The 18,849-nt window shown below is 43.5% G+C and carries 17 protein-coding genes and 2 tRNA genes; 12 read left to right on the top strand and 7 right to left on the bottom strand.

What is annotated here, in order from left to right; genetic code table 11:
- Positions 1–22: 22 nt before the first annotated feature.
- Positions 23–1,255: a methyl coenzyme M reductase-arginine methyltransferase Mmp10 gene (gene mmp10, locus J7W08_RS00855; RefSeq protein ID WP_233084821.1), complete on the bottom strand. Its 1,233-nt coding sequence runs from the start codon at positions 1,253–1,255 to the stop codon at positions 23–25.
- A 421-nt stretch (positions 1,256–1,676) separates the two neighbouring features.
- Here mmp10 and mcrB point away from each other — a divergent pair, with 421 nt between their 5' ends.
- The 9 genes from mcrB to J7W08_RS00810 all read left to right on the top strand — a co-directional run bounded on the left by mcrB (position 1,677) and on the right by J7W08_RS00810 (position 12,137).
- Positions 1,677–2,981, top strand: a complete 1,305-nt coding sequence (gene mcrB, locus J7W08_RS00850) for a coenzyme-B sulfoethylthiotransferase subunit beta (RefSeq protein WP_233084820.1) — start codon at positions 1,677–1,679, stop codon at positions 2,979–2,981.
- A gap of 36 nt (positions 2,982–3,017) precedes the next feature.
- Positions 3,018–3,506 (top strand): methyl-coenzyme M reductase operon protein D, encoded by a 489-nt coding sequence (mcrD, locus tag J7W08_RS00845; protein ID WP_233084819.1) that lies wholly within the window; start codon positions 3,018–3,020, stop codon positions 3,504–3,506.
- A gap of 5 nt (positions 3,507–3,511) precedes the next feature.
- A complete protein-coding gene (gene mcrC, locus J7W08_RS00840; RefSeq protein WP_233084818.1) occupies positions 3,512–4,114 on the top strand; it encodes a methyl-coenzyme M reductase I operon protein C in 603 nt (200 codons plus the stop codon).
- 12 nt (positions 4,115–4,126) lie between these two features.
- Positions 4,127–4,873 carry a coenzyme-B sulfoethylthiotransferase subunit gamma gene (gene mcrG, locus J7W08_RS00835; protein WP_048193231.1) on the top strand — a complete coding sequence of 249 codons (747 nt, stop codon included), beginning with the start codon at positions 4,127–4,129 and terminating at the stop codon, positions 4,871–4,873.
- 14 nt (positions 4,874–4,887) lie between these two features.
- Positions 4,888–6,606: a coenzyme-B sulfoethylthiotransferase subunit alpha gene (gene mcrA, locus J7W08_RS00830; protein ID WP_233084817.1), complete on the top strand. Its 1,719-nt coding sequence runs from the start codon at positions 4,888–4,890 to the stop codon at positions 6,604–6,606.
- A gap of 287 nt (positions 6,607–6,893) precedes the next feature.
- Complete coding sequence (locus J7W08_RS00825) at positions 6,894–8,243, top strand: glutamate-5-semialdehyde dehydrogenase (RefSeq protein WP_233084816.1); 1,350 nt, start codon at positions 6,894–6,896, stop codon at positions 8,241–8,243.
- Between the two features lie 22 nt (positions 8,244–8,265).
- Positions 8,266–9,393 carry a glutamate 5-kinase gene (gene proB / locus J7W08_RS00820; RefSeq protein ID WP_233084815.1) on the top strand — a complete coding sequence of 376 codons (1,128 nt, stop codon included), beginning with the start codon at positions 8,266–8,268 and terminating at the stop codon, positions 9,391–9,393.
- A 126-nt stretch (positions 9,394–9,519) separates the two neighbouring features.
- Complete coding sequence (locus tag J7W08_RS00815; protein ID WP_233084814.1) at positions 9,520–11,037, top strand: sensor histidine kinase; 1,518 nt, start codon at positions 9,520–9,522, stop codon at positions 11,035–11,037.
- 80 nt (positions 11,038–11,117) lie between these two features.
- Positions 11,118–12,137 carry an AI-2E family transporter gene (locus J7W08_RS00810; RefSeq protein ID WP_233084813.1) on the top strand — a complete coding sequence of 340 codons (1,020 nt, stop codon included), beginning with the start codon at positions 11,118–11,120 and terminating at the stop codon, positions 12,135–12,137.
- Between the two features lie 74 nt (positions 12,138–12,211).
- Here J7W08_RS00810 and J7W08_RS00805 read toward each other — a convergent pair whose 3' ends face one another.
- The 4 genes from J7W08_RS00805 to J7W08_RS00790 form a co-directional block, all read right to left on the bottom strand.
- Complete coding sequence (locus tag J7W08_RS00805) at positions 12,212–12,889, bottom strand: CehA/McbA family metallohydrolase (protein WP_233084812.1); 678 nt, start codon at positions 12,887–12,889, stop codon at positions 12,212–12,214.
- A gap of 241 nt (positions 12,890–13,130) precedes the next feature.
- The gene (hflX, locus tag J7W08_RS00800; protein ID WP_233084811.1) at positions 13,131–14,378 is read right to left on the bottom strand and encodes a GTPase HflX; all 1,248 of its coding nucleotides are present in this window, start codon (positions 14,376–14,378) and stop codon (positions 13,131–13,133) included.
- A gap of 69 nt (positions 14,379–14,447) precedes the next feature.
- Positions 14,448–14,840 carry a DUF2209 domain-containing protein gene (locus tag J7W08_RS00795; RefSeq protein ID WP_233084810.1) on the bottom strand — a complete coding sequence of 131 codons (393 nt, stop codon included), beginning with the start codon at positions 14,838–14,840 and terminating at the stop codon, positions 14,448–14,450.
- Between the two features lie 133 nt (positions 14,841–14,973).
- Positions 14,974–16,011 carry a lysylphosphatidylglycerol synthase transmembrane domain-containing protein gene (locus J7W08_RS00790; protein ID WP_233084809.1) on the bottom strand — a complete coding sequence of 346 codons (1,038 nt, stop codon included), beginning with the start codon at positions 16,009–16,011 and terminating at the stop codon, positions 14,974–14,976.
- A gap of 286 nt (positions 16,012–16,297) precedes the next feature.
- On the opposite strand from J7W08_RS00790, the gene J7W08_RS00785 reads away from it, so the two are divergent.
- From J7W08_RS00785 to J7W08_RS00775, 3 genes are all read left to right on the top strand, one after another.
- Entirely contained in the window at positions 16,298–16,924 is a 627-nt protein-coding gene (locus J7W08_RS00785) for a diacylglycerol/polyprenol kinase family protein (RefSeq protein WP_233084808.1), read from the top strand.
- Positions 16,925–16,976: 52 nt separating this feature from the next.
- Positions 16,977–18,107 (top strand): UDP-N-acetylglucosamine--N-acetylmuramyl-(pentapeptide) pyrophosphoryl-undecaprenol N-acetylglucosamine transferase, encoded by a 1,131-nt coding sequence (locus J7W08_RS00780; RefSeq protein ID WP_233084807.1) that lies wholly within the window; start codon positions 16,977–16,979, stop codon positions 18,105–18,107.
- A gap of 94 nt (positions 18,108–18,201) precedes the next feature.
- Positions 18,202–18,534 carry an ArsR/SmtB family transcription factor gene (locus tag J7W08_RS00775; protein WP_048193221.1) on the top strand — a complete coding sequence of 111 codons (333 nt, stop codon included), beginning with the start codon at positions 18,202–18,204 and terminating at the stop codon, positions 18,532–18,534.
- Between the two features lie 114 nt (positions 18,535–18,648).
- Here the strand turns inward: J7W08_RS00775 and J7W08_RS00770 are convergent.
- A tRNA-Ile gene (locus tag J7W08_RS00770) sits at positions 18,649–18,723 on the bottom strand.
- Positions 18,724–18,744: 21 nt separating this feature from the next.
- A tRNA-Asn gene (locus J7W08_RS00765) sits at positions 18,745–18,817 on the bottom strand.
- Positions 18,818–18,849 lie beyond the last annotated feature (32 nt).

Raw genomic sequence — 18,849 nt, 5'->3', positions numbered from 1 at the left:
ACAAACCTATTAACAACAAGCATCAGTGTACAGGCATGCCTATTGCATTGATCTGTTGAATGAGCTCTGTGAACATATTCATTTCGAGCTCGAGAACATCTTCTTCACTCATACCTATTGACATCTCGCCGTCAACTGTCAATGTATCAGGCCCACGCCTTACGAGCCGATCCACACCATCGCTGCAAAGCAATCCCTTAACTTCGGGATCATGGACAAAAGCACGGCCAGGAATAATAACAGTCTCCTTGACATTGGAAAGATCAAGATCACGGAAATCATCGATAGTGATCAGGCACCCGATATCCTTGTTCAACCCAATTACATTCACAGTACCCCCCAGCTTGTCGAATATCCCGGAAAGCCTTTCTTCTGCAACCTTGCTTGTGATTATTGTAGCTTCTTTTGTAACCTCAGGCAACTTTGTGAGCAGATCATCATGCAACCTTATCGCGAAGGGAGACCCAAAGAGAGGATCTTCCAGAGGTGTACCGGTAACCCTGAAGCTGTGATTTTTAGCAGCATCACGTACTATCTGAGTGAACTCCTCAACAGTATGGGACTCGATACCTTCCATTATAGGTGCATTCTCAAGTATAAGCCCTTCTTCCCTTGAGTTAGCAAAGCGCATGAGTATCGCTCCTGAGGCACCCATGGATTCCAGATCTGAAAGTGTCTTCTCAAGAACTTCACCATCATTGACACCCGGAATTACAACAATTGCACCATATACCTCACAATGTGTACAGAAATCACGAAGTACAGCAAGGGAAGCTTCCGGCTCAGGGTCGTTCATATATGCTCCACGAATTTCCGGATCGGTCGCAAATACAGTGAATGATACCTCAGTGACGCCGTTCTCAATGAAAAAGGCAGCATCACCTTCCGAAGTAAATCCTTTCCCACTGGTATATCCCAGATGTATTGGTTTTTTAAATTGTGATAAGAAAGAGACCAGTTCTTTGAGTTCAGGATAACAGCTGATGTCACCGCCACCACTTATAGTAAACTTATCAGCTTCCCCTGAACCAAAATGCATGGCTTGTGAAACTTCACCCATAACATATTGAGCAGGTTTGAAGCCGGAGTAGAGCTCTTTGACGCCGCGTGTGCAATAGTCGCATCCTTTTGAAAAAGGGAAACAATGTTTACAACCAAAAGCAGGTACGTCTTTTACTTTCTTGAAGTAACAGTACTTGCAAAACCCACGACAATCTACGCCGGGATTTCCACCGACATCTGCAACTATTTCCATATCGATCGTGGGTACCTTAATGTATGTAGTACTAAATCTTTGTGGTGCAAAGAATGGGAGAGGACATACATTGATTATTATCCCACACAGAATTAATTTAGGAAGATAATGATGAGCTCCATTTTCACACAAAAAGAAACATACGTATGCAGTTAGTATGCTAAAGTTATAGAATAATTCAGACTAAACCGCATTAAATGTACATAACTTCATGATTAATGATGAATGAACCTGGTGACCTTACCCAAAATCCAAAAGCTTTAAACCTAAAAACAACGTTCCAATTTTGAATCAATTAGAAGAATGACCAATTGGAAACATCATTTAACACAAAAACGGCACCATCAGGCAACTTTTGGGCCATCGCTCAAATATTGTGGTTTCCATAGGGATTTCTGGAATAAAATTAGGAGGAAATATCGTGTCTGACAAAATAGACATATATGACGACAGAGGTACACTGTTGGAAAGCGGCGTCGACATAATGGCACTCGCACCAACAACAAATGCAGCAATCGGAAAGATCATCAAAGACACAAAGAGGACTGTCGCTGTCAACCTTGCAGGTATCGAGAAAGGTCTCGCAACCGGCAAGTATGGTGGAAAAGGACGCCAGATTCTCGGACGTGGTCTCGAATATGATATAGTAGGGAACGCAGATGCAATCGCAGAGTCTGTTGCAAACCTTGTAAAGGTAAGCGACGACGACGACACAAACGTAAAAGTGATCGGTGGCGGAAAACAGCTTCTTGTGCAGGTTCCAAGCGCAAGAACAGACGCTGGTGCTGACTTCGTTTCAGGAAGTACAGTAAGTGCAGCAGCTGTTGTACAGACCATCATTGACACATACAACACCGACATGTTCGATGCACCACTCGTAAAGGGTGCTGTCTGGGGTAGCTATCCACAGACCATGGACATGAGCGGCGGTAACGTTGCATCAATTCTTAGCATACCACAGCAGAATGAAGGTCTCGGTTTCTCCCTTAGGAACATCATGACCAACCACGTCGCTGCTATCACAGGCAGAAAGGCAATGAACGCTGCTGCACTCTCCTCAATCTATGAGCAGGCAGGTATGTTCGAGATGGGTAACGCAGTAGGTTCATTCGCAAGACACCAGTTACTCGGATTCGCATATCAGGGTCTTAACGCTAACAACCTCGTCTACGAAATGGTCAAAGAGAACGGCAAGGACGGTACAGTCGGTACAGTCATAGAAACCGTTGTCGACAAGGCAATCGAAGCAGGTATCATCGCGGTCGACCACAAGGCACCATCCGGATACAACTTCTACAAGGCAAATGACGTTTCCATGTGGAACGCATATGCAGCAGCAGGTCAGCTCGCAGCTACACTCGTAAACTGTGCAGCAGGCAGAGCAGCTCAGAACGTATCATCAACCATCCTGTACTTCAACGATATACTCGAGAAGGAAACAGGCCTCCCAGGCTGTGACATGGGTAGAGCACAGGGTACTGGTGTTGGATTCTCCTTCTTCAGTCACTCAATCTATGGTGGCGGTGGACCAGGTATCTTCAATGGTAACCACGTTGTAACAAGACACTCCAGAGGATTCGCAATTCCTTGTGTATCCGCTGCATGTTCAATTGATGCAGGTACTCAGATGATCACCATCGAGAAGACATCAGGACTTGTTGGAAATGTGTTCGGTTCAATCGAAGAATTCAGAGAGCCAATCAAAGCAGTTGCAGGGGCACTCTAAATAAAGAGCTCTAACAGATCTTGAAGGTAATCAATAATGGTCGATTCTGCATCAAACACAGAGAACCTCATACAGATCGAGATATTTCCACGAAGGTTACTCAGCCCGGGAACCGCACAGGAACTACTCGTTGAACTGAGCAAAATAAAAGGCATCACAAGGGCATTCGTACAGGGCCCAAGGCTTCCAGTGACCGTACCATACGGTCCTGCGACAGGACAGGATGTCAACCACAAGTTCAGTGATACGATCAGTATCGGTGAAACAGACATTAGCTTGGCTGTGATCGTTGGCCGCATACGGCTGGAAGTCCTCAACTCAGATATAAGAAACAACATCAGGGAAGTTTGTGAGCGAATACTTCCGATGGGACTCGAGTTCAGAGAAGGACTTTTCCTACCAACCAAGCAGACCGTCTCCGACTATGCAAAACGTGGTCCTGGAGCAGATCCGACAGTCCTCGGACTGGCAGATCCAAAAGGCAAAGTGGGTAATCGTATTTGTTCCTTAAATCCAGCGGAATGATGTAAATGTTTGACCGGGAAACACAAGTTGTAGACTGCAGGCATGGAATGGGCCTGGGACGCGGTGGAGGGCTCGCACAACGCGGCACTCTTTCCGAGACCGGACGCCCTGATGTCATCACAGTAGCAATGAGTCCCGGCAGACGTCACATCACAAAACCGATATGTGAACTCACATACGGCATGCGCAGGGAGGATATACAGGTCAGTGTTCTGGTATTGAACTCAGGATCAGGCATACCTGATACACCAATGAGATCAGGCGCATTCGGGATAACACCTGAAGAAATTGCGCAGATATCAAGGCATAAACTGGCAGTTATCCATACAGGTAACATACGAGACCATGTGGTAAAAAAAGTAAGGGAAATTCTAAAGGATGCAGAGGTCCCGGCAATAATCGTCTGTCAGACAAAGATCGACTTCGAGGATTTTGCCAGGGGAGGAATTAAGACCAAATTTGTGAAGCCTAAAAATAACGAGACCCTAACAAAAGGAAAAGTTATGGATATTGTGTCAGGAGTCACAAGAGGAGAATCATGTTCAAGAGATAAGTTGAACGAACTCGTGAAATCCGTAAAGAACACAATGAGATCTATTGATAACTAAGGAGTGTATAATATGGCATACGAAGCACAATATTATCCAGGTGCAACATCCGTTGCAGAAAACAGAAGAAAGCACATGTCCGGAAAGGTCGAAAAGCTCAGGGAAGTCTCTGACGACGATCTTACATTAGTACTCGGACACCGTGCACCAGGTAGCGACTACCCAAGCACACACCCACCACTCGCTGAGATGGGTGAACCAGAATGCTCAGTCAGAGAAATGGTCGAACCAACACCAGGCGCAAAAGCTGGTGACAGGGTAAGGTACGTTCAGTTCGTCGACTCAATGTACAACGCACCATCAACACCATACTTCAGGTCCTACGCAGCAGCAATCAACTACAGAGGTGTCGACCCAGGTACACTTTCCGGTCGTCAGGTCGTTGAAGCTCGTGAAAGAGACATGGAAGAAATCGCAAAGTTCCAGCTCGAGACAGAAATGACATGCCCAGCACTTGCAAGCCTTCGTGGCGCAACTGTTCACGGTCACTCACTCCGTCTCCCAGAAGATGGAATCATGTTCGACATGCTTGACAGATGCCGCCTTGAGAATGGCGTAGTAATCATGCACAAGGACCAGGTAGGAAGGGCAATCGACAAGAAGGTCGACTTCGGAAAGCCAATGTCCGAGGAAGAGGCTGCCAAGAGAACCACATTCTACCGTGTAGACAATGTTGCATTCAGAGATGACGCAGAGGTCATCGAATGGGTCCACACAGTGTTTGAGAAGAGAACCGCATATGGATTCAAGCCAGAGTAAGCGAGGTGAGAAAAATGGCAGATGATAGAAAGAGACTGTTCCAGAAAGAATTAGAAGTCAAATTCACAAAAGAACACGGCGACAACAAGATGGAAGGCGGAGAGATCACTGACAAGAAAGTGACATACTACCGTCTTGGTGTTGACCAGAACCCAAGAAAAGTCGAGATGAAGAAAGCTGGCCAGGACATGGCTGCAGCTAGAGGACTCGTTGGTTACAACCCAATGATGCACTGTGGTGGTATCCCACTCGGTCAGAGAGCAATCACCCCATCCTTCATTTCCGGTACTGACATCATGGTAGAGACCGATGATCTTCACTACGTCAACAACGCTGCAATGCAGCAGATGTGGGATGACATCAGAAGAACCACAATCGTCGGTATGGACATGGCTCACGAGACACTCGAGAAGCGTCTCGGTATCGAAGTCACACCAGAAACAATCAACCACTACCTTGAAGTGCTCAACCACGCACTCCCTGGTGGAGCAGTTGTTCAGGAGCACATGGTCGAAACACACCCAGCTCTTGTAGATGACTGTTACTGTAAGATCTTCACCGGTGACGATGAACTTGCAGATGAGATTGACAGCCAGTTCCTCATCGACATCAACAAGCAGTTCCCTGAAGACCAGGCAGAAGCACTCAAAGAAGCTATCGGAAAGACAACCTGGCAGGCAGCACACATCCCAACCGTTGTTAGCAGAACAACAGATGGTGCACAGACCTCAAGGTGGATGGCAATGCAGGTCGGTATGTCCTTCATCGCAGCATACAACATGTGTGCTGGTGAAGCAGCAGTAGCTGACCTTTCATACGCAGCAAAGCACGCTGGTGTAATCTCCATGGGAGATATGCTTCCAGCAAGACGTGCACGTGGTCCAAACGAGCCTGGTGGAATTTCCTTCGGTCACATGTCTGATATCATCCAGACAAGCCGTGTTGACGCAGAAGACCCAGCACACGTAGCTCTCGAGGTAGTCGGTGGAGCATGCATGCTCTACGATCAGATCTGGCTCGGTTCCTACATGTCTGGTGGTGTCGGATTCACACAGTATGCAACCGCTGCATACACCAACAACATCCTTGACGACAACCTGTACTACAACGTTGACTACATCAACGACAAGTACGATGGTGCAGCAACCAAGGGTACCGACAACAAGGTCAAGGCAACAATGGAGGTTGTCAAGGACATCGCAACAGAGTCCACAATCTATGGTCTCGAGAACTACGAGAAGTACCCAACAGCACTCGAAGACCACTTCGGTGGTTCCCAGAGAGCAACAGTACTCTCCGCAGCAGCAGGTAGTGCAACATCACTCGCAACCGGAAACGGAAACGCTGGTCTTTCCGCATGGTACCTTTCAATGTACCTGCACAAGGAAGCACACGGACGTCTTGGTTTCTTCGGATACGACCTGCAGGACCAGTGTGGTGCTACAAACGTATTCTCCTTCCAGTCCGACGAAGGTCTGCCTGTTGAGCTCCGTGGTCCAAACTACCCTAACTACGCAATGAACGTAGGTCACCAGGGTGGTTACACCGCAATCGCTTCAGCAGCACACGCTGGACGTGGAGATGCATGGGCAGTCAACCCACTGATCAAGGTCTGCTTCGCAGATGACCTTCTCCCATTCGACTTTACCGCACCAAGGAAAGAGTTTGGAAGAGGCGCAATCAGAGAGTTCGAGCCAGCTGGTGAGAGATCACTTATCATCCCAGCAAAATAAACACAAATTTGAAAAGGCAGGCTTTGCCTGCTTTTTTCTATCTTTTTTGATCCGAACATATAGTCCTCTTTTTTAATTTGGCATAACATTTTTCCATGAGCGAAAGCTTTGTTTAATGGAAATCGTTTTACCATCAACATATTCAGAATAACACAAATATGAAAAGAAAGCAGGTAAATCGATAATTATATCAGTAAAGTAATCATCATCAAAAGCATTCAAACCGTAGCGGAGAAACAAAACTTCGAACAAATTACGATATTATCTTTTTACAAGGGGATCAGTTCATGGTTACAGAGATAGAAAAGAAAGTAATGGAAGCAAAAATGGCATCCATTACACTTGCAAGTGTAGACACTCAAACAAAGGACAGAGCTCTTGAAGCCATGGCCAGCGCACTTGACGAAAACCGCGATAGAATAATAGAAGCAAACAGCGCTGACCTCGAAGAAGCCGGGAGAATGAAGGCTGAAGGTAAACTCTCACAGGCACTTGTAGATCGCCTTAAGGTCAGCAATTCGAAGATCGACGGAATGATCAGCGGAATTCACGATGTTATAAAACTTGAAGACCCTTCCGGAAAAACAATGAAAACACTTGAGCTTGATACTGGCCTGGACCTTTATCAGGTGAGTTGCCCTATCGGACTTATAGGAGTTATTTTCGAGTCACGCCCGGATGTTGTTCCGCAGATCATGTCACTTTGCCTCAAAAGTGGAAACGCCACCATATTCAAAGGTGGTAGTGAAGCATTGAACTCTAACCGTACAATATTCGACATACTCGTCAAGGCAATGGAGAACATCGAAGGAATACCAAAAGGTGCATTCCAGCTCATGGAAACAAGAGAAGAGGTCATGAACCTCCTCGCACTTGATGACTATATTGACCTCCTGATCCCACGTGGTTCTAACGAATTCGTGAAATATATACAGGACAATACAAAGATATCGGTACTCGGTCATGCAGATGGGATATGTCACGTCTATGTGGACACAAGTGCTGATATGTACAAAGCATATGATGTATGCTTCGACTCAAAAGTACAGTACCCTGCAGTATGCAACGCCATGGAAACACTGCTCATAAACAAAGAGATCGCGGAGGACTTCATGCCCGAAATGATGAAAAGGTATGATGAAGCAGACGTTGAACTTCGTTTTGATGAGGAGTCATACGCCATTGCAGAAAACCTTGGCCTGAAGAACATCAAAAGGGCAACCGATGAAGACTGGAAAACAGAATACAATGAACTGATCCTTTCAGTAAAACTCGTTGATACCATTGAACAGGCGATAAACCATATCAACCGCTATGGATCACACCACACAGATGCGATCATCACAGAAGATGCAGCAAAGCGAAAGCAGTTCATCGATCTTGTGGATTCATCAAGTGTTATGGTGAATGCATCCACCAGGTTTGCAGATGGGTTCCGCTATGGCAAAGGTGCAGAGGTCGGCATTAGCACTAACAAGATACATTCACGTGGGCCGGTGGGAATGGAAGGACTTGTCATTTACAAATATGTATTGTTGGGTAATGGGGACAAGGTTTCCGATTATGCAGGAGATGAGCCAAAGCCATTTACCCACAGAGTGATCGATAAAAAACTATCTAATGCTTTGAACAACTGATAATAACAAAAAGGTGTCCGCTTTGATCAACAGGCAACAGATACTGGGTGATGCTAAGAAAATAGTCATCAAGTTAGGTACAACTTCGATCAGCAAGGAAGATGGAAGCCTTAATACTGAATTTATGGAAAAAGTTGCAGCACAGGTATCTGAGCTGCATAATGCAGGGAAGCAGGTAATACTGGTCAGTTCCGGTTCAATTGGAATTGGCATAGAGATCCTGAACCTGAACTGCCGCCCAAAGGAGATACCCGTGCGCCAGGCAGCTGCAGCTGTCGGGCAGGGTGTATTGATGCAGCACTGGATGGAAGCTTTCCACAAACATGACCTAAACGTGGCACAGATACTCCTGACATACGATTCTTTCACTAACAGATTAACGTACCTGAACCTGAGGAACAGTATTTCCACACTTTTAAGCTACGGCGTTATCCCGATCATCAATGAGAATGATCCGATCTGCGTTCATGAGATCGAAGCAACACTTGGCGATAACGACAAACTTTCAGCAATGGTTGCAAGTAAGACCGAAGCTGACCTGTTGATACTGCTGACCGATATCGACGGCCTGTTCAATAAGAACCCAAAAAGACATGATGATGCAGTACTACTGAATACCGTGGAAGAGATCACACCTACCATCGAAAGCTATGGCGGAAGCCCTACCAGCATGAAAGGTGTTGGAGGCATGCGTACTAAAATAGCAGCTGCAAAGATCTGCAATATGGCCGGCTGCTACATGGTAATTGCCAATAGCAATGTGAATAATGGCATTAGCAGAATACTTGCCGGAGAAACTATCGGAACACTCTTCCTTGCAAACCAGTACGTTCACAAGAACAGGATACGATGGATAATACTTGGGAAAGCATCCGGAACCATCATAGTCGATCATGGAGCAAAAGATGCCCTCACTAACAGTATGAGTCTGCTCCCATCCGGCGTTGTAGAGGTCATTGGCAGCTTTGACAGAGGTGACATCGTAAAACTGGAATGTGATGGAGAAGTATTTGGAAAAGGTATCACAGACTACACATCCGAAGAACTTGAAGCCATCAAAGGAAAACAAACGAATGTGATAGCAGACATCCTCGGATACAAGAACTATGATCACGTGATCAAGAAAGAGAACATAGGACTTCTCAAGTAATATGTATTCCATTTATCAAAATCTTCAGATTATCGTTCATTCAAACCAAAAGAGCTACCATAACCTTATTATACATTTTTATTTACTGTAATACAATCCAATTGATGGAAACCTACAGGAGCATTAATGAAGACAAGTACCAGGGAACATAACGAAAACAAGAGATCAAAGATCCTTGTTGTAGAAGCAAATGATCCTGATGTTGAAAGCTTGGCTCTTGTCCTTTCAGCCGACTACGACATAATAAGGGCTACCAAAGGCAATGAAGCCCTTGAACTAGTAGAAAAAGAAAATCCCGAACTTATACTTCTTGGTAACAACCTGCCCGACATGGAAGGGCATGATATATGCAAGAAAATAAAGAAAAAACTGCAAAACAAGCTATTGCCTGTAATAATGGTTACTTCCCTTCTCGAAAATGAAGAAAGGACAGATATTATTAAGGATAATGCTGATGAAATCCTTATAGAACCTGTTGATGAACTGGAACTTACTACGAGAGTACGTTCAATTCTTCGAATGCACCATCTCCATGAAGAGCTTGTCAAAGAAAGGGACCAGGTACAAAGATATATTGATGTCGCAGGTTCGATCATCGGAGTTGTTGACAGGAACTTCAGAGTTACTCTTGTGAACCAGAAAGCCTGTGATGTTCTTGGTTACTCAAAAGATGAGGTCATGGGAAAGAACTGGTTCGATGTTTTCGTCCCGGAATACATCAGAGATGACATAAAGAAAGGGTATATAGGAGTTATTAATGGTACCATTGAACCTCCGGTATTCTCGGAAAAACCTATCATTACCAAAAATAAAGATGAAAAATGGATACTCTGGCACGACGTAGTACTTCGGGACGATGAAATGAACATCGTGGGAACCATCAGTTCCGGCGATGATATCACAGAGAGAAAGCTTACAGAAAAAGCAATGGAAGAGGCGAACACGGAACTTAAGCTACTCGATAATATAAAGGACCAGTTCCTGACAAATCTTAATTATGAGCTCAGGACGCCACTTATATCCATAAAAGGTTTCTGCGAACTATTAATAGAAGATAAGCTGGGTACGGTAAATGATTCCCAAAAAAATGCACTGGATGCGGTTCTCAGGAATTCAGAGAGGCTTCGACATCTGATCGACTCTCTCCTATACGTAAGTGGAGAACGCAACCAGAACATAAAGTATAATATAATACCACTTTATCCTGCAAGACTTATTGAAGACATAATTGAAGATCGGGCATTATATGTAGAAAAGAAGGAACTGACAATTGAAAATCATGTTCCGAAAACCCTTCCTGCCATCCTGGGAGATATCGAACATCTGGAAAGGATGTTTACTCACCTTCTGGATAATGCAATAAAGTTTACACCTTCTAAAGGAAAGATCATATTTTCTGCCTCAACCTACGATGATACTTTAGAGATAAAGATAAAAGACACAGGTATCGGCATCCCAAAGGAACTTTTACCCAATATATTCAGCAGTTTCTATCAGGTAGATGGATCGACCCGAAGAAAATATGGCGGTATTGGCGTAGGATTGCACATTTGTAAGAAGATCGTTGAAGCACATATGGGAGAGATCTTTGTGGAAAGTGAGGAAGAAGTTGGCACAACATTCACAATTATACTCCCGATTTGATCTGGAGATCTTTTTATTCCCTTAGTTCCATTTTCATTTTATTCGAACACTATAAATATAATCAGATCGGATGAATTGTGATGAGAAAGGAACGATCTGTAAAGATGGTTTTAGCACTCCTATGTATAATCATACTTGCGATCGTGCTAAGCTACGCACTGCTACCCTACATTAATGCTTTTCTGGGAGCTTTCATCCTTTATGTAATATTCAAACCAGTATATTGCCTTCTTACAGAGCGATTTAAACTACGCAAGGATGCATCTGCACTTTCCGTGATGATGATGTCAATAATACTGGTACTCATACCACTTTATTTCCTGTTCGTTTCTATCGTAGGAGAGCTCGAAATTGTCATCAGCAGCATTGCCACCAACATTAGCTATGTTGACATCACAGAGAACATAAACTACCTGAATGAGATTGCACCTGACCTGGACATCCAGGAAAAAGTGGTGAACATCGCATCCACGGTAGGTTCATACACTAGCAAGTACATCTTATCAGCACTGCAGAACATCAGCGGTCAGATCATCTCCCTCACCATCATGTTCTTTTTACTATACTACCTGTTCACGTCCACTAACACAGGGTTTGATGATAAGCTCAAGGAATTTGTTCCATTCAATAATAGGAACACGGAGATAATCCTAAAAGAGCTCAAGAACGTCATACAGTCCACCCTCATTGCCACACTTCTAATAGCACTCCTCCAGGGAACTCTCATTGGCCTGACCTTCTATGCAATGGGAATACAAGGAGCAACACTCTGGGGAACTGTCACTGCGATACTGTCATTTTTGCCAGTGGTCGGTGCCCCCCTTGTTTGGATCCCTGCAGCCATCATCCAACTTGCATTGAAGAACTATGTTGCAGGTATTGCAATACTTGTAGTAGGCATTATTATCAGCAATATCGATAATGTCCTCAGGCCTTTAATTCAGAAAAAAGTAGGAGCAATGCACCCATTTGTATCCCTGCTGGGAATATTTGTTGGCATCTATCTCTTCGGGATCATAGGTATCGTAGTAGGACCACTATTGATCTCAACATTCCTTTTGGTATTAAAGATGTTCAATGAGGAATATATTCAGGAATAATTGGCTGGCATATAATTTTATGTTGGGATAAGGGATAGTAAGAGCTCTGATAATGATCACAATTGTATCTCAAATTATCCGGTTCGAATTCCTAAGGCAAGCTTCGCTTTTTTTATTTTACCAACCATCATTTGTTTGACAACATAGGAAGCAGGAGTTCTGCGACCTCCGAAAGTGACATTGCCTTCACGTATGGCATGAAGTACGGATTCTACATTCCTGTCCGAAGCATCTACCTCAGTATAGGAACAACCAACCATCTTCGCTTCGTGTGAATCACTTCCCCCCACCTGCGGGAAACCAAGCTCTTTTGTAACCCTTTTTGCCTTGTTATTGGCCCCACCGGTCACACACCTGGAATTAAGGACCTCCACAGCATCAGCATCAAGACCTTCAACATACCCGATGCCATGAGATGTTATCTTAAAAGGATGAGGTATTATCACAACTCCTCCAAGCTCTCTTGCACGTTCGATGGTCTTCTCAGGAGTCATACCTGATTCGATGTCCCCATCAGGATCAAGCACGAGAATGTGTCCTTTAGAAGAGGTGACCTCAATGCCAGGGATAACGATGATATCAGAACCTAACTCTCTTGCTCTTCTGGCACAGGCAAGACCTCCCTCCCGGGTATCATGATCACATATTGCAACACCGTCAAGACCATTTTTTTTTGCAAATTCAAGAATAGAATCTATATCAGCATTGCTATCTTTTGAAAAACAGGAGTGGACATGAAGATCAATACGCATATAGAGAATGCTGTTCTCTCCGGTTATAAAGTTTTTGAAGAATGCCCTGCATAATTGGTCAAAAAAAGAAAATAGGAGGACTAAAAAGCGAACGGGGCGAATCAAGTCGATTACATAGGGGATTTGTGGTGTAGTACTTAGGGGATGTATGGAGAATCCCGTTCGCAATTATACAAACGACTTTTTTGCATATAAACTTTTCGCATATATACGAACAAATATTAATCAAATGTTAATATTATTAATAAGAAATGGCGAATGGCTTTACTTTTTGAATTATCTCATCCCTTGCTTCTATTTCCATGAGAATGGAATCCCCGTACTCGATAGTGTGCACAATGCCTTCATCATAAAGCCATGATACCATGGACATCCCCTCTTCGGACATCGGGACGGATATCATGCAATGTTCCCATTTAGGCAGGTTTTCATATAGAAGCTGTTTAAGTTCGCCAAGCCCTTCTCCAGATCTTGCAGATATCATGACCGGAGCAGGAGCAAGGTAACTGATCACTTCCAGTTTTTTCTGCAGATCTTCATCAGGAATCAGATCAGTCTTGTTGAGGGCAGTAACTATCACAGCACCCTCTGTTCTTTTCCAGAAGATATCATGGCTGACTACCAGTTTTTGCCTTATGACGTCCACAGGATCACTCATATCCACCACAAGAAGAATGATATCAGCCAGGAAGATCTCATCAAGCGTTGACCTGAAAGCATCCACCATCCAGTGCGGGAGGTCTTCTATAAATCCCACAGTATCGGTCAGAAGCATTTTTCTTTGATTGATCGTGAGAGAGCGTGTTGTAGGAGATAGTGTCGTAAAGAGCATATCCTCAACTATTGTCCCTTCCTCCACAAGTGACTGGAAAAGGGTGCTTTTGCCCGCATTCGTATAACCTGCCAGAGCTACAAGGGAAAATCCCCTTTCATGCCTGAAAGTGCGAAGTAACTCGCTCCCTTTGGATGAATGCAGAAGTTCAGTCCTGATCCTCACGATCCTTTTCTTAATATCCTGCTCATAAGAATCCTCATAACCACCAAGACCCATAAAACCCGGACGTTCCTCTTTCTTCAGCAATGAAACAATGGCCTTCGCCTTGGGAAGCTCATATTGCAACTTCGCAAGCTCTACCTGCAGTTTTGCACGTCTTGTGGTAGCCCTTGCAGCAAATATCTCAAGGATAAGCTGGAACCTGTCCATTACTTCACATTTGCAGGTCTCGGAAATATTATAGATCTGTGTAGTTGATAGCTGGTTGTTAAAAATTACTTTCTCAGCTTCAAGAGCCTCTACAAGCTCTGCGAGTTCATCTACCTTACCACGACCTATCTGATACTTCCTGTCAGGATAGCGTGATTGCACCAATGAACCAACGACCACATAATCAGCAGCATGTGCCAGCTCCTTAAGTTCTGCCAGCTTCCGCTCATTTGCAGCAGTATCAGCATTCGGATCATTTCGTTGGACAACAATGGTTCTTTTCATAATACAACCCTGGATTGGATCATGCGGATACATTATCTGAGATTTATCGAGAAGTGATAAACAGATTAATCAATCGATACCCAATTCCTTCATAAGAAGATTTCTGGAACTAAGGGAAACATGGTGTGCAAATTCTATTGCCAGCCTTTCGCTTAGAGATTCCTGATATTTGAACTCACGCGAGAACATTCTCTGCGAAAGCCATTCCGGCTGATTGTACAGGTCCCCATGTTCCAATATAATGGTACCAGGGTAATTTATCTCCGCAACAGTTGTTTCGATAATACTGACAACATCTGCAATATCTGGTGCTGAAGATACCAGAAACGGTTTTACGGCGATCTGGGAAACTGATTCAATATGACTTGCAGAGACATTAACTGCAACAGCAGCACAGACCATGTAGTAACCTTGATTTATCCTGTGACGGCCTGATATGTCAACGGCTATTATTGGAAACATTCTATTACTCGCATAGGTATTGTTCATTAATTCAAATATCGGTTCCGGTTATTGGTAATTCAGATATTCCAGTTCACCTATTTGTTTAAATATTTATTTAAACACATTTAAGAATTCTAAATATTCGAGGACATCATTTCATGAGGTTGCGAATATAATCTGCATCCTTGAGTATTTTGAAACTTACAAAGCCACCTACAATGAGATTCATGTAAAGTGTGAAAACACGCCATGCAACGACAACTATACCAACCATGTAGGCGGGAACGAACACCGAGAACAGGGAAGTTGCACCAAGCTCGGCCACACCACTTGAACCCGGAGTGACCGGGATGACCAAAAGGATCATTAGCAGGACCTGTGCAGCAAATGAGATAATGATAGAAGGAGGCTGGTTCAATCCCATGAGGATCACCGGGACCATGGCAAATTCAACTAGCCAGAAGAGGATGGTATAAATACTACCAAATAACAGTCCTCTACGGCCTTTTGTCACAAAGAAGGCCATGCTGTAATGGAAATCCTCGATGACCATATCCATTTTACCCATGATCCTTTCTAGACGGGGGTCGTTTCCTTTACCCAGGAATCCTGCGATCCGATGAAGCATGAAGTTAAGGGCTTTCCTTGTATGATGAGGGTGCCAGACCGCATATATGACCATTATGAACACAAGTATCAGAGCTATTTCTCCAGCCATTATTACCATGTCCAGACCGGAAGTTGATATTACCCTGCGGAACAGGTGCAAAGCAACTGGAGCTGCCATCATGATCAGTATACCGTCAAGTAACCTCTCACCAAGTACAACTGCAGTGGCATTTCCAACAGGCACACTATCCTGGTTGAGCAGATGAATTCTCAAAGGTTCTCCGCCAATTGATGATGGAGTGACGGATGCAAGAAAAGTGCTTGAAGTAACGATCTCAATAGACCTTGACAAACCCACCCTGAAACCTAGTGAATTGCACATTGTCTTTGTCCGCAACCCCCAGAACATGAAGGAACTCAAGTGAAGAAATGCGGCAGTCAGAAGGAACTCCGGTCTTATATCATGGATAAGTTCCGGTGTTTTTGGATCTACTGTGTAGAACATAACAAGAACAATGGAAATAGCACTTATGAGAAGCGAAACTGACAGCCATTTCCTTAGATTGTTCACATATATCATTCCTGTAACTAACGTGCATTCCAGTTAAAATATTGTTACTGAATATATCTCTAGTCCCATATAATTGATTTGATTTTGTATCGACTGCATTGATCAGACATATAAACAGGGAATATGATGCTACCTAATTCATCCAGGATAAAAAAAAGATTCAATCGATTTTAAATACATTTTAATCTATTCTCATAAAGAAATATATAGTACATGAAAAATATTTAAAATATGGTGTCCTGAAAAAGATCGAAGAATGAAGAGTGCCTGCAGGATGAAAACTAATTAAATCGAGATGAGACTGGGGCCAGAGGAAGTTAAAATGTTATCACATATCCAAAACTCTATTTTTTTCAAAGAATTTTTCAGAAAAAGCATACACTTTGTATCTTTGTTTATTGTTATTTTATACTATTATTTTGGAAAAAGTTTCACACTTAATTTTTTGACACTGGTCCTTTGCTGTTTCCTGGTTATAGAATATTTCCGAGTAGAAAAAGAATTAAAGATCCCAATTGTCTGGAAACTTTATCGATCAAAGGAAAAAGACAAACTAAGTGGGAACATATATTTTTTGATCGGAAGTATAATCGCCATAAGCATTTTCTCAAAAGAAGTTGCATCTGCAGCAATACTAATGACAACTTTTGGTGATAGTGCAGCAGCCCTGATAGGAATAAGTTACGGTAAGAGGTGGATCAGATCTCTTCCAGACAGGGCATGGGAGGGTGTTATTTCTGAATACCTCGTAAACCTTGCTATTGGATACTTCTTCCTTTCAAATTGGGTAGTAGCCATAATAATGGCTTCAGCAGCCACGATCGTTGAGACCCTGACATACAAATTAGACGATAATCTACTAATTCCATTATTTTCAGGTATTGTTGGACAAATTGTTTTAATAATATATATATCACTATGAGGATATAAATCGAGAGACTGAAATGAAAATTCGTTAAGGAAAGGATATCACAATGAAGATAATGCTCTTTGTTTGCGGTGAAGGTCTTGGCCATACCAGCCGCTGCATTCCACTTGCTCAACAAATGCAGGCATCGGGCCACGAAGTAATAATTGGTGCCTATGGATATTCCAGGGAACTTATTGAAAAGAAAGGACTGAAAACAATAGAGATTCCCCCCGAAATTCAGCTTGTGGGCAATGCCGGGAGCCTGGACATTAAAAGATCGGTCATTGCCACCATCAAAAGTGATCAATTGCTCGGGATCATGAGGGTCAGCAGCCAACTGAAAGAATTCAAACCACAGGTAGTTGTGTCAGACAGTTATTACACTGCAACCCTTGCTGCTATGTTCAAAAAGATCCCTGTACACCTCATAATAAACCAGTCCAACATGGAGGAATTCTTCTACAATAAGGGAAAGTTCATGAAAGTCATTGGCAGGATTACAAAGAGATTCTATAATGCGATATTCAGGAAGGTTGACGGCATCATCATCCCGGATTATCCCATGCCGGATACCATCTGTCGCCTGAACCTTGATATTGAAGATGAAATGGAAGACGCTGTGTTCTACAGCGGACCCCTCGTCGGGAAAAAGTATGAAGAAGTGACCGAAGCAGACCTTGCCAGGCCGCATATACTTTCCACAGTTGGTGGTTTCGGATATCGTGAACCTATATTTCGAAAGGTTATCGAAACAGCAAGAATGGATACTACGATCAGTTATACCCTCCTGTCCGGTCCAAGTATCAATCCCGATGACTTCAATGACCTGCCAGAGAACGTGACCATACTCAGGTTCATTGAAGACCAGTTCCCATACATAAAAAGTTCCGACCTTGTAATTGCACCCGGGGGCCACAGTACGATGATGGAAGCACTTTCATTTGGTATCCCCATGCTATCATTCCCGGACATCGAACACAACGAGCAGGAGAATAACGCCACTGCACTGGAAGAGGATGGCTGTGGAAGAAAGCTGGACTATTCCATATCTCCCGAACAGCTCCTTGAATACATACAAGAGATCACATATAAAGGAAAGTTAATTGAAAAAAGCAGGGAACTACATGACCTCTCCAATGAACTTGACGGACCATCTGCCATCACAAAAATGCTGGAATCGAAGTACACGAAATGACCTTACGCTACAAAAGATATTTCACTCCCGATACCATTAATGGACATATAATAATAACAGCGTTTACTCAATACTATTTCAATGGGTGCATTAAATGATAATTCCTGAACCGATCGAAAATGAAGTGAAGCTACTTGGGGGAACTGAAGGTATTGCATTGAGGATCGCAGATGATGACAAGATCGCCAGGCAAAGTGGCATCCATCATGCCCTATCATCCTCCATCCGCCTGAAGATACTCAACCTTGTGCTGGTGCAGCCCCTGTGCGTCTGCCTAATCAAGGATATCACTAATATGCCCGATTCAAAACTCTCCTACCATCTTTCAATTCTTGTGGACAATGGACTTATCCGCCGTGAGAAAAGTGGTAACTGGATAATCTATCACCCAACAGAAGAAGGCAGGAAATATAAGGTGGAACCTTAAAACAAAAACGCCTCTTTTTTATCTTGTTTCTTGCTATTTCTTATTTTTAAGATCTAAAAGAGATAGTTTAACTTAATTGAAAATAGATAGAACTTTATTAAAAAGAAGTTGAGATGGGCCTAACCGGATTTGAACCGGTGATCGCCCGGTTATGAGCCGGGCGCTCTAACCTGACTAAGCTATAGGCCCTCAGAAAAAGCAAGTAAAATACGCCGCCAACAGGGCTCGAACCTGTGACATTCTGATTAACAGTCAGACACTCTACCAACTGAGTTATAGCGGCACTTGATCGCGCTTCAACGCACGATTCCTCCT

The organism is Methanococcoides orientis (genome assembly GCF_021184045.1).
GTDB lineage: Archaea > Halobacteriota > Methanosarcinia > Methanosarcinales > Methanosarcinaceae > Methanococcoides > Methanococcoides orientis.
This window is presented reverse-complemented; position numbering and strand designations above follow the sequence as displayed.

Excerpts from the sequence above, each read along its gene's own strand:
- mcrD (WP_233084819.1), top strand. The coding sequence starts at position 3,018 with ATGGTCGATTCTGCATCAAACACAGAGAACCTCATACAGATCGAGATA.
- J7W08_RS00805 (WP_233084812.1), bottom strand. The coding sequence starts at position 12,889 with ATGCGTATTGATCTTCATGTCCACTCCTGTTTTTCAAAAGATAGCAAT.
- mmp10 (WP_233084821.1), bottom strand. The coding sequence starts at position 1,255 with ATGGAAATAGTTGCAGATGTCGGTGGAAATCCCGGCGTAGATTGTCGT.
- J7W08_RS00825 (WP_233084816.1), top strand. The coding sequence starts at position 6,894 with ATGGTTACAGAGATAGAAAAGAAAGTAATGGAAGCAAAAATGGCATCC.
- J7W08_RS00775 (WP_048193221.1), top strand. The coding sequence starts at position 18,202 with ATGATAATTCCTGAACCGATCGAAAATGAAGTGAAGCTACTTGGGGGA.
- J7W08_RS00795 (WP_233084810.1), bottom strand. The coding sequence starts at position 14,840 with ATGTTTCCAATAATAGCCGTTGACATATCAGGCCGTCACAGGATAAAT.
- mcrG (WP_048193231.1), top strand. The coding sequence starts at position 4,127 with ATGGCATACGAAGCACAATATTATCCAGGTGCAACATCCGTTGCAGAA.
- J7W08_RS00780 (WP_233084807.1), top strand. The coding sequence starts at position 16,977 with ATGAAGATAATGCTCTTTGTTTGCGGTGAAGGTCTTGGCCATACCAGC.
- hflX (WP_233084811.1), bottom strand. The coding sequence starts at position 14,378 with ATGAAAAGAACCATTGTTGTCCAACGAAATGATCCGAATGCTGATACT.
- mcrC (WP_233084818.1), top strand. The coding sequence starts at position 3,512 with ATGTTTGACCGGGAAACACAAGTTGTAGACTGCAGGCATGGAATGGGC.
- J7W08_RS00785 (WP_233084808.1), top strand. The coding sequence starts at position 16,298 with ATGAGACTGGGGCCAGAGGAAGTTAAAATGTTATCACATATCCAAAAC.
- mcrA (WP_233084817.1), top strand. The coding sequence starts at position 4,888 with ATGGCAGATGATAGAAAGAGACTGTTCCAGAAAGAATTAGAAGTCAAA.
- J7W08_RS00815 (WP_233084814.1), top strand. The coding sequence starts at position 9,520 with ATGAAGACAAGTACCAGGGAACATAACGAAAACAAGAGATCAAAGATC.
- J7W08_RS00790 (WP_233084809.1), bottom strand. The coding sequence starts at position 16,011 with ATGATATATGTGAACAATCTAAGGAAATGGCTGTCAGTTTCGCTTCTC.
- J7W08_RS00810 (WP_233084813.1), top strand. The coding sequence starts at position 11,118 with ATGAGAAAGGAACGATCTGTAAAGATGGTTTTAGCACTCCTATGTATA.